Here is a 10,664-nt window from a genome sequence, read left to right as displayed (position 1 = left end):
CGCCACAGATCAAATGTGGGAGCGAGCTTGCTCGCGAAGACTAACTATCAGGCGACTAACCTTTAAGCCTTGATCACCACATCCTGCTCCAGCATCAATTCCTTCTTCCCGGCATCGAGCCGCACCAACGCGCCCATCGGCAATGTCAGGTTCGGATCACAATGCCCGCTACGCCACCCCGAAAGCACCGGGATCCGCAACGGTTCAAAGGTCTGCTTGAGCAAGCGGTTCAATGCATCAACATCGACACCGGCAATATCCCCGACCAACACCCCACGCAACTTCGCCAACTTGCCGGCCAGACGCATCTGCGTCAGCAAGCGATCAATGCGATACAGCGGCTCATTGATGTCTTCGATCAGCAGAATCACACCCTCGACATCGATTTCGTAAGGCGTACCCAACGTCGAAGCGATCATCGCCAGATTACCGCCGAGCAAGCGCCCGTGGGCGATACCGGGCTCGACCGTGGTCAATGGATAAGCCACCGGATGGCTAAACACACTCCCTGCCTTCAATTGCCCGCGCAGCATGGCGAAGAACGAGGTGACCGTCGGCGGCTCCTTGTCACCCAGCAGGTCAGCATTGAGCAGCGGCCCGTGAAAGGTCACGAACCCGGCATAACGACTGATGGCCAAGTGCAGTGCGGTGATATCGCTGTAGCCGACGAAAGGCTTGGCGTGGCGGCTCAGCAAATCGTAGTCGATACGGTCGAGCAAGCGCGGCGTACCGTAGCCGCCACGCAGGCAAATGATCGCGTCGACTTCGGAGTCAGCGAACGCCGCGTGCAGATCGCGCAGGCGCACATCGTCACTGCCGGCCAGATAGCCGTCCTTCTCGTAGACACCGGGAAACACCTTCAAGCCATAGCCACGGGCACGCATCCATTGCAGCGCCTTATCGGTGTCCAGAGCACCGGGTCCGGCAGGTGCAATGACGCCGATCAGTCCTTCTGAGGGCAACGCGGGCACGGCTTTGTGCGGGCAAAGTGTGTGGGTCGGTCGAACGGTCATCCTTGGATCTCCCTGTGAGTCATGCACACACAGTAGTCAGGAACGGGGGCAAACAGAAGAGGGTCGGCCACGCCGCAGGTTGCAGGAAAAATCAGCATCTTATGTAAGACGGGCAAAAAAATGCCCGCCGGGCGTTAAAACCTCGGCGGGCATTTTTTCATTCAGCGCCGGATCAGGAACCCAGCAGCTCAGCCTTGACCAGCTTCGCTTGCTCATCGGCGTGATACGAAGAACGCACCAGCGGGCCCGAGGCAACATTTTTGAAGCCCATCTTGTAACCTTCCTCGGCGAACCAGGCGAAGGTGTCCGGGTGCACAAAGCGCTGCACCGGCAAGTGACTGCGCGACGGTTGCAGATACTGGCCAAGGGTCAGCATGTCGATGTCATGTTCGCGCATGCGCTTCATCACTTCGATGACTTCCTCGTCGGTCTCGCCCAGACCCAGCATCAGGCCGGATTTGGTCGGAATGTGCGGCATCATCTGTTTGAAGCGTTGCAGCAGGGTCAGCGACCACTGGTAATCCGAACCCGGACGCGCAGCCTTGTACAGGCGCGGCACGGTTTCCAGGTTGTGGTTGAACACATCCGGCGGCTCGGCGGCGGTGATTTCCAGCGCAACGTCCATGCGGCCACGGTAGTCCGGAACCAGGGTTTCCAGCTGCACGTTCGGCGACAGTTTGCGGATTTCGCGGATGCAATCGGCAAAGTGCTGGGCACCGCCGTCACGCAGGTCATCGCGGTCGACCGAGGTGATCACCACGTACTTGAGCTTGAGGTCGGCGATGGCGATGGCCAGGCTTTCCGGCTCGTTGACGTCCAGTGGCTTCGGACGACCGTGGCCAACGTCGCAGAACGGGCAGCGACGGGTGCAGATGTCGCCCATGATCATGAAGGTCGCGGTGCCGCCGGAGAAGCATTCGCCGAGGTTCGGGCAGGAGGCTTCTTCGCAGACGCTGTGCAGTTTGTGTTTGCGCAGCAGGCTCTTGATGCGGTCGACTTCCGGCGAAACCGGGATGCGAACACGAATCCAGTCAGGTTTCTTCGGCAGCTCGGTGGTCGGAATGATCTTTACCGGGATGCGTGCAACCTTCTCGGCGCCGCGCAGCTTGACGCCGGCTTCTACCTTGGGACGCGGGGCCGGGCGCTCGGTCACGTCGAGCGTCGGGATCATGGTTTGCACTGCATCAGTAGTCATATCAGTCGATTCCGCCCGTCAGGGTCGTCTGCTCAGCATAGTCGAGGTGTTTGACGAGCTGCGCGCGCAGCCGGGCACTTACCTCGGCAAATTCAATCGATCCTGCGTGCTCGCTCAGCTGGGTCATCGCCAGCCCGGCATAGCCGCAGGGATTAATCCGTCGAAACGGTTCCAGGTTCATATCCACGTTCAGGGCCAGGCCATGAAAGGAACAACCGTGGCGAATCCGCAAACCCAGAGAAGCGATTTTCGCTCCATCGACGTACACGCCGGGAGCGTCTGGCTTGGCCGCCGCGGTCACGCCGTAGCTGGCCAGCAGTTCGATCAGGCAAAGCTCCATGCGGCTGACCAGATCACGCACGCCGAAACCCAGTTTGCGCACATCCAGTAACAGGTAAGCCACCAATTGGCCGGGGCCATGATAAGTCACCTGGCCGCCACGATCGACCTGCACCACCGGGATGTCTCCCGGCAGCAGCAAGTGTTCGGCCTTGCCAGCCTGGCCCTGAGTGAACACCGGCGGGTGTTCGACGAGCCAGATTTCGTCGGCGGCATCGCTGCCGCGTTCGTTGGTAAAGCGTTGCATGGCATGCCAGACCGGCTCGTAAGCCAACTGGCCAAGTTCGCGAAAGCCCAGCGTGCCCGGCATCACAACACCATGTGTACGAAACCGGTCGCCCGCAGTTCGCTGTTGATGTTGTACAGCTGATCCTGATCGGTCGCGACGATGTGCAACTGAATCGTGGTGTATTTGCCGTTGGTGCTTTGACGCTCGTCGATGCGCTCATCGTTGATGGTCGCGTGTTTCTTGACGATGTCGATGATCTTGTCTTTGTTGCCCACACCGGTATCGCTGATCACCTTAACGGGATAATCCGTCACTGGGAATTCGATCTTTGGCGCCTTTACTTCGGTATCGGTCATGGCGTAACGGCCTCTTGAGCGCAAGCCGTGATAACGCGCATGGCCCCGCACCGGATCGGGGCGGGGCCATGCAGGTCAACACAAATCAGTTGAACAAGCCGTAGAAGAATAGACGGATGCTATCCCACATGCGGCGGAAGATACCACCCTCCTCGACGCCATCCAGAGCGATCAGGTCAGCGCTGTGCACGACCTTGTCTTCCAGTTTGACTTCGACTTTACCGATCACGTCGCCCTTGGCGATTGGCGCGGTCAGTTGCGGGTTCATGGTCATGCTGGCAGCGAGCTTCTTCAGCTGGCCTTTTGGCAGGGTCATGGTCAGGTCTTCAGCCAGGCCGGCCTTGACTTGATTGGTGGTGCCTTTCCACACCGGGGCCTGAGCCAGTTCGGTGCCCTTCTGATAGAAGGTCTGGGTTTCGAAGAAGCGGAAACCGTAGGTCAGCAGCTTCTGGGTTTCAGCGGCGCGAGCCACTTCGCTGTTGGTGCCGAACACCACGGCGATCAGGCGCTGGCCATCACGTACAGCCGAGGACACCATGCAGTAGCCGGCTTCATCGGTGTGACCGGTTTTCAGACCGTCAACGGTCTTGTCACGCCACAGCAGCAGGTTGCGGTTAGGTTGCTTGATGCCGTTCCAGAAGAACTCTTTCTGCGAGTAGATCGCGTAGTGAGCCGGGTCTTCGTGGATGATCGCGCGCGCCAGGATCGCCATGTCGTGAGCCGACGAGTAGTGCTCAGGATTTGGCAGACCGGTCGGGTTCATGAAGTGGGTGTTGGTCATGCCCAGATCGGTGACGGTCTTGTTCATCAGATCGGCGAACGCATCTTCGCTGCCGGCGATATGCTCGGACAGCGCCACGCTGGCGTCGTTGCCGGACTGGATGATGATGCCGTGCAGCAGGTCGCTGACAGTTACCTGCGAGCCGACTTTGATGAACATCCGCGAACCGCCGGTACGCCAGGCGTTCTCGCTGACGGTCACCGGATCGTTTTCACCGATCTGGCCACGACGGATTTCCAGGGTCGCGATGTACGCGGTCATCAGCTTGGTCAGGCTGGCCGGTGGCAAACGCTGGTCACCGTTGTTTTCTACCAGCACGTTGCCGCTGGCGGCATCCATGAGTACGTAGGCTTTAGCGGCCAGTTGCGGTGGCGACGGCATCATCTCGGCCGCGAAGGCGGCTGGCGAGAGGAGCAGCGGGACTAGCAGACACAGGCGTTTGGCAAAGGTGGTGATGTTCATCCGTCTCTCGAAATCGCTAATGGAAACTGTCCTTGCGGACAAAATTTAATCAGATGACTTTCTAACGAGCCATCGCGTGTTCAGTTGCTCACTCCAGTCACCCTTGCCGGGCTTTTGTTCTTCGACGAGCCAACAACCTGGTTCACCCCCCGATACCGCAAGTGAACCGTCAATCAAGTTCTACGTATTACTCGGTGACCACGCTTGGCGAACCAAGGTTGGCCAGGCGCACGCTGTTCTGCACCTGGGCGATTTCACCCGGCGAGCCGATCGGCCCCAGGCGTACCCGATGCAGAGTCTGCTGATTGCGCACGATCGAGCTGATGAACACCGGAGCGCTCACCATCCCGCTGAGCTTCGACCTCAGCAGTTCTGCAGCGTCCGGGTTGGCGAACGCGCCCACCTGCAGATACTGGCCAGACGCTGTTGCAGAAGCGTTTTTTTTTGCGCTCATCGGCACCGGGACGGTGTCAGAGGCATGTTGCTGCGGCGGCGGCGTCCATTGTTCGACGGTGCCGGCCGAGGCCGTGATCACCGGTGCGCTGTTCTGCGCGACTTGCGGCTCGTTGAGCATCAGCGGTGCCGGACGGCCCTTGGCAGCCCAATACTGCTGCGGATCGATGCCTTCAACCTTGACCCGCGCGGTGCCGGTTTCGGCGTAACCGAGTTTTTTCGCCGCCGCGTAGGACAAATCGATAATGCGGTCAGAGTAGAACGGCCCACGGTCATTGACCCGCAGGATCACCGTCCGGTTGTTGTCCAGGTTGGTCACCCGAACGTAACTTGGCAGTGGCAAGGTTTTGTGCGCGGCACTCATGCCGTACAGGTCGTAGACCTCGCCATTGGCGGTGTTCTGACCATGAAACTTGGTGCCGTACCAGGACGCCGTACCCGAGGCGACGTAGGTCTTGGACTCTTGCAACGGGAAGTAGGTCTTGCCCAGCACGGTATACGGGTTGGCCTTGTAGGGCCCGGTGTGCAGGGTCGGGGTGGCATCGGGGATGCGCGACACGTCGACGTCCCACCACGGCGCGCCATCTTTGTGTGCGCGGTTGATGTCCAGGCCCGGCTGTGCACGCACAGCGGTCGAAGAGGTTTTCTGAGTCGGCGCACGGCTGGTCGTACAACTGGCGACCAACACCGCCAACGCAGCGAAAGCCACCAGCTTCAGGGGTTTATTGTTAGGCAATGCCCGCATTACTTGACGCCCCGTGCTTGTACCAGCTGTTCAGACAGTTGATGTACGGCCATGGCGTACATCACGCTGCGGTTATAACGCGTGATCGCGTAAAAATTCTTCAGGCCCATCCAGTATTCGGGGCCATTGTCGCCTTCGAGGCGAAATGCAGTAACCGGCATATCATCGCGCAGCGCATCATGACTTGACCAGCCCAGCGCTCGCAACTCTGCGACGGTCTTTGTCGGCTCGATGCCGGTGGTCAGGCCTTCATCGACCTGCTCGCCACGCACATCGGCGCGGATGACCACAGGTTCGCCGGCCACCCAGCCGTGACGCTTGAAGTAACTGGCGACGCTGCCGATCGCATCATCCGGGTTATTCCAGATATTGATGTGGCCGTCACCGTCGAAATCCACCGCGTAAGCGCGGAAGCTGCTCGGCATGAACTGCGGCAAGCCCATGGCCCCGGCGTACGAGCCTTTCAGGGTCAGTGGGTCGACCTGTTCTTCACGCGCCAGCAGAAGGAACTCACGCAGTTCCTTGCGGAAAAATTCGGCACGGGGAGGATAGTCGAAACCGAGCGTGGACAACGCATCGATCACCCGGAAATTACCGGTATTACGTCCGAAAAAGGTTTCAACGCCGATAATCGACACGATGACTTGTGCCGGTACCCCGTATTCCTGCTCGGCACGGGCCAGGGTCGCCTCATGTTGACGCCAGAAGTCCACACCACGAGCAATGCGCGCGTCAGTGATGAACATCGGACGGTATTCTTTCCACTGTTTGACCCGTTCGGCGGGCTTGGAAATGGCGTCAAGAATCGACTGCTTGCGCTCTGCCTCGCGGAACACCCCCATCAGTTGTTCACCGGCGAAACCATAGTCGCGGGTCATTTCACCGACGAACTCGGCCACCTGCGGCGAGCCTTCGTATTCGCCGGCCAGCGCTTCCTGCACACTGCCCAGGAGGCCCATCAGGCCAACCAGCGGCGCGCATCGAGTCGCCCAGCCACGCATTACTTGCATTGAACTCTTCACCTTATTCAAACCTGCGCGATCCACTTGCGATGGGTATGGATCGACATCAAAACCCCAAACGCTGACAGCAGTGTCACCAGCGAAGTTCCTCCGTAGCTAATGAACGGCAACGGCACCCCTACGACCGGCAACAGGCCACTGACCATACCGATGTTGACGAAAACGTAAACAAAAAACGTCATGGTCAACGCCCCGGCGAGCAATTTGCCGAACAGCGTTTGTGCCTGCGCGGTAATCACCAGCCCTCGGCCGATCAACAGCAGGTAGATCAGCAACAGCGCGCAAATGCCCACCAGCCCGAACTCTTCGCCGAGTACGGCAATGATGAAGTCGGTGTGGCTTTCCGGCAGGAAGTCCAGGTGCGACTGAGTACCGAGCAGCCAGCCCTTGCCAAAAACACCGCCGGAACCGATCGCGGCTTTCGACTGAATGATGTTCCAGCCGGTGCCCAGCGGATCACTTTCCGGGTCGAGGAAGGTCAGGATCCGCTGCTTCTGGTAGTCGTGCATGATGAAAAACCACATCGCCACCGACACCGGAATTGCCGCGGCCAGCACGCTGAGAATCCAGCGCCAGCGCAGCCCGCCCATGAACAAGACGAATGCGCCGCCCGCCAGAATCAGCAGCGAAGTGCCCAGATCGGGCTGGCGTACAATCAGCGCGAACGGCACGCCGATCAGCATCAGGCTGATGCCGACATGCTTGAGTTGTGGCGGTAACGTGCGCTTGGACAGGTACCAGGCGATGGTCGCCGGCATCAGGATCTTCATGAATTCCGAAGGCTGGAAGCGAATCACCCCTGGGATATTGATCCAACGTGTCGCGCCCATGGCGTTGTGACCCATGATGTCCACCACCAGCAGCAGCACCACGCCAATCACATAGCCGAGCGGCACCCAACGCGCCATGAAACGCGGTTCGAACTGGGCGATGATGATCATCGATACCAGACCGATACCGAACGAAGTGGCCTGTTTAGCCAACAGATCCCAGCTCTTGCCGCTCGCCGAATACAGCACGAACAAACTGCCGGCGGCGAGGATCAGCAGCAGGATCAACAGCGGGCCATCGATATGCAGTCTTTGCAGCAACGTCGCGCGGCGACGCATCACATCCTCACTGGAGAGCATGCGATCAAAGTTATTCATCACGGGCCGTAGCCTCCGCACTGATTGGGCTGGCGTATTCGGCCTTCAAACGTCCGTCCTGATCGAGCAGCCAGGCGTCCATGACCTGACGCACCACCGGCGCGGCAACGCCGGAGCCAGACTCACCGTTCTCGACCATCACCGATACGACGATTTTCGGGTCATCGGCCGGGGCGAAACCGACGAACAAGGCATGGTCGCGGTGGCGTTCCTGAACCTTGGAGCGGTCGTACTTCTCACCCTGCTTGATCGCCACGACCTGCGCCGTACCCGATTTGCCGGCGATGCGATATTGCGCACCGATCGCCGCTTTGCGCGCGGTACCGCGCGCGCCGTGCATAACCTGCTGCATGCCGTGGTTGACCTTGGTCCAGTCCGACGGATCACGCAGGATAATGTCCGGCATCGGATTTTCATCCACCGGCTTCACCCCTTCGAGGGATTTGGCCAGATGCGGACGGTTCCAGATGCCTTTGTTGGCGACCAGCGCCGTGGCCTGAGCCAGTTGCAGCGGCGTTGATTGCATGTAGCCCTGGCCGATCCCGAGAATCAGGGTTTCACCCGGGAACCACGCCTGCTTGCGCGTCGCCCGCTTCCACTCGCGCGATGGCATCAGGCCGGGGGATTCTTCGAACATGTCCAGCGAGACCTTCTGGCCGATGCCGAACTTGTTCATGTAGGCCGACAACCGATCGATGCCGAGCTTGTGCGCCAGGTCATAGAAGTAGGTGTCGTTGGACCGCATGATCGCCGTGTCGAGGTCGACGAAGCCATCGCCCGTTCGGTTCCAGTTACGGTATTTGTGATCGTAGTTGGGCAGCATGTAGTAGCCCGGGTCGAATACCCGGCTGGAGGCTGTCACCACACCCGAATCGAGACCGGCAATCGCGACCGCCGGTTTGATCGTCGAGCCCGGCGGGTACAGACCGCGCAGCACGCGGTTGAACAGCGGCCGGTCGATGGAATCACGCAACTCGGCATACGCCTTGAAGCTGATCCCGGTGACGAACAGGTTCGGGTCGAAGCTCGGCTGACTGACCATCGCCAGCACTTCGCCGGTCTTCGGATCGAGCGCCACAACCGCACCACGACGTCCACCCAACGCAGCCTCGGCCGCTTCCTGCAATTTGATGTCCAGGCTCAGCACAATGTCCTTGCCGGGAATCGGATCGGTGCGCTTGAGCACCCGCAACACACGGCCACGGGCGTTGGTCTCGACTTCTTCGTAACCGACCTGACCGTGCAATTCCGGCTCGTAGAAACGTTCGATGCCGGTTTTACCGATGTGGTGGGTGCCGCTGTAGTTGACCGGATCGAGGCTCTTCAACTCTTTCTCGTTGATCCGCCCCATGTAGCCCACCGAGTGCGCAAAATGCGCGCCCTGCGGGTAGTGACGAACCAGTTGTGCAACCACCTCCACGCCGGGCAGGCGGAACTGGTTCACGGCGATTCGGGCAATCTGCTCTTCGCTCAGCTCGAACAGAATCGGCACCGGCTCGAACGGCCGGCGCCCCTGGCGCATGCGCTTCTCGAAGATCACCCGGTCTTCCGGCGTCAGTTCCAGCACTTCGACGATCACGTCGAGCACTTGCTGCCAGTCGCCGGAGCGCTCCCGGGTCATGCTCAAGCTGAAGCTTGGACGGTTGTCCGCCACCACCACGCCATTGCGGTCGAAAATCAGCCCGCGCGTCGGCGGAATCGGCTGCACGTGGACGCGGTTGTTTTCCGACAGCGTCGAGTGGTACTCGTACTGGATCACCTGCAAGTAATACAGCCGCGCAATCAGCACGCCGATCAACAGCATGATCGCAATGGCCCCGAACACGACGCGGCTACGCACCAGGCGTGCGTCCTTTTCGTGGTCCTTGATGCGGATCGGCTGAGACATGAGGGCTGGATTACTTGTGGTAAGGGTGACCGGACAACACGGTCCAGGCACGATACAACTGTTCGCCGATCAGGATCCGCACCAACGGGTGCGGCAACGTCAGCGGCGACAACGACCAGCGCTGATCGGCACGGGCGCAGACTTCCGGCGCCAGCCCTTCGGGGCCACCAACCATGAAATTGACCGTGCGCGAATCCAGCCGCCAACGGTCGAGTTCGACCGCCAGCTGCTCGGTGCTCCAGGGTTTGCCGTGGACTTCCAGCGTGACGATCCGCTCGTTCGGCCCGACCTTGGCCAGCATGGCTTCGCCTTCCTGGCGGATGAATCGGGCCACGTCGGCATTCTTGCCACGGGTATTGAGCGGTATTTCCACCAGTTCCAGCGCCAGCTCGGACGGAAGACGCTTGGCATATTCATGCCAGCCTTCTTCCACCCACTTGGGCATGCGTGAACCGACGGCGATCAGGCGCAGTCGCACAGCAATCCCTTACAGCTGGTCTTTGTTGAGCTTGGTGAAATGCTCGTGGGTGTTTTCCGGGCTGTGGTGCTTGGCGTCGGCCGCACGGCTTTGCTCGGCACCGGCCCACAGGCGCTCCAGATCGTAGAACTGACGTGCCGAGGCAGTCATCATGTGCACGATTACCAGGTCCAGGTCGAGCAGCACCCAGTCACTATCGCCCTTGCCTTCTTCGCCCAGCGGCTTGGCGCCCTGCTTTTTGACTTCTTCGCGAACCTTGTCGAGCATCGCGTTGATCTGGCGGTTGGAGGTACCGGTGGCGATGATCATGTAGTCAGTGATGCTCTGCTTGTCGCGAACATCGATGATCTGGATGTCTTGCGCCTTGACGTCTTCCAGAGCGGCTACGGCAAGCTTGACCAGTTCGTCGCCCTTCAGCGGCTCATTGGTGTTGACCGGTTCTGGCAGCGGGGCGCTCTTGAATGTGCCTTTGCGCTTTACTTTGGTTTGGTCTTTGTCAGTCATATAAAACTCGTTTTGCTCGTATATTCGGCGGCTTGGCGACACGTGGATTCG

At 59.9% G+C, this 10,664-nt stretch carries 11 protein-coding genes; all 11 read right to left on the bottom strand.

The window, feature by feature from the left end:
• Positions 1–62: 62 nt before the first annotated feature.
• The 11 genes from ACW9IR_RS06105 to rsfS all read right to left on the bottom strand — a co-directional run bounded on the left by ACW9IR_RS06105 (position 63) and on the right by rsfS (position 10,613).
• A complete protein-coding gene (locus ACW9IR_RS06105; RefSeq protein WP_102899893.1) occupies positions 63–1,013 on the bottom strand; it encodes a S66 peptidase family protein in 951 nt (316 codons plus the stop codon).
• 172 nt (positions 1,014–1,185) lie between these two features.
• A complete protein-coding gene (lipA, locus tag ACW9IR_RS06100; RefSeq protein WP_161986515.1) occupies positions 1,186–2,184 on the bottom strand; it encodes a lipoyl synthase in 999 nt (332 codons plus the stop codon).
• Positions 2,185–2,209: 25 nt separating this feature from the next.
• Positions 2,210–2,857, bottom strand: coding sequence for a lipoyl(octanoyl) transferase LipB (lipB, locus tag ACW9IR_RS06095; RefSeq protein ID WP_095122072.1), 648 nt, complete (start codon positions 2,855–2,857; stop codon positions 2,210–2,212).
• Positions 2,857–3,132 (bottom strand): DUF493 domain-containing protein, encoded by a 276-nt coding sequence (locus tag ACW9IR_RS06090; protein WP_039761816.1) that lies wholly within the window; start codon positions 3,130–3,132, stop codon positions 2,857–2,859. The genes lipB and ACW9IR_RS06090 overlap by 1 nt, the downstream gene beginning before the upstream one ends.
• 85 nt (positions 3,133–3,217) lie before the next feature.
• Positions 3,218–4,375: a D-alanyl-D-alanine carboxypeptidase family protein gene (locus ACW9IR_RS06085; protein ID WP_016986121.1), complete on the bottom strand. Its 1,158-nt coding sequence runs from the start codon at positions 4,373–4,375 to the stop codon at positions 3,218–3,220.
• Between the two features lie 187 nt (positions 4,376–4,562).
• Positions 4,563–5,573: a septal ring lytic transglycosylase RlpA family protein gene (locus tag ACW9IR_RS06080; RefSeq protein WP_095122076.1), complete on the bottom strand. Its 1,011-nt coding sequence runs from the start codon at positions 5,571–5,573 to the stop codon at positions 4,563–4,565.
• Positions 5,573–6,583 carry a lytic murein transglycosylase B gene (gene mltB, locus ACW9IR_RS06075; protein ID WP_457462179.1) on the bottom strand — a complete coding sequence of 337 codons (1,011 nt, stop codon included), beginning with the start codon at positions 6,581–6,583 and terminating at the stop codon, positions 5,573–5,575. Before mltB ends, ACW9IR_RS06080 begins: the two co-directional genes overlap by 1 nt.
• 17 nt (positions 6,584–6,600) lie before the next feature.
• Positions 6,601–7,704 (bottom strand): rod shape-determining protein RodA, encoded by a 1,104-nt coding sequence (gene rodA, locus ACW9IR_RS06070; protein ID WP_049802149.1) that lies wholly within the window; start codon positions 7,702–7,704, stop codon positions 6,601–6,603.
• Positions 7,705–7,735: 31 nt separating this feature from the next.
• Entirely contained in the window at positions 7,736–9,631 is a 1,896-nt protein-coding gene (mrdA, locus tag ACW9IR_RS06065; protein ID WP_102899891.1) for a penicillin-binding protein 2, read from the bottom strand.
• A 10-nt stretch (positions 9,632–9,641) separates the two neighbouring features.
• Positions 9,642–10,109, bottom strand: coding sequence for a 23S rRNA (pseudouridine(1915)-N(3))-methyltransferase RlmH (rlmH, locus tag ACW9IR_RS06060; RefSeq protein ID WP_003185785.1), 468 nt, complete (start codon positions 10,107–10,109; stop codon positions 9,642–9,644).
• 9 nt (positions 10,110–10,118) lie between these two features.
• Positions 10,119–10,613: a ribosome silencing factor gene (gene rsfS, locus ACW9IR_RS06055; protein ID WP_016986117.1), complete on the bottom strand. Its 495-nt coding sequence runs from the start codon at positions 10,611–10,613 to the stop codon at positions 10,119–10,121.
• Between the last annotated feature and the right edge of the window lie 51 nt (positions 10,614–10,664).

Source organism: Pseudomonas sp. SDT291_1_S447 (genome assembly GCF_054070155.1).
This window is presented reverse-complemented; position numbering and strand designations above follow the sequence as displayed.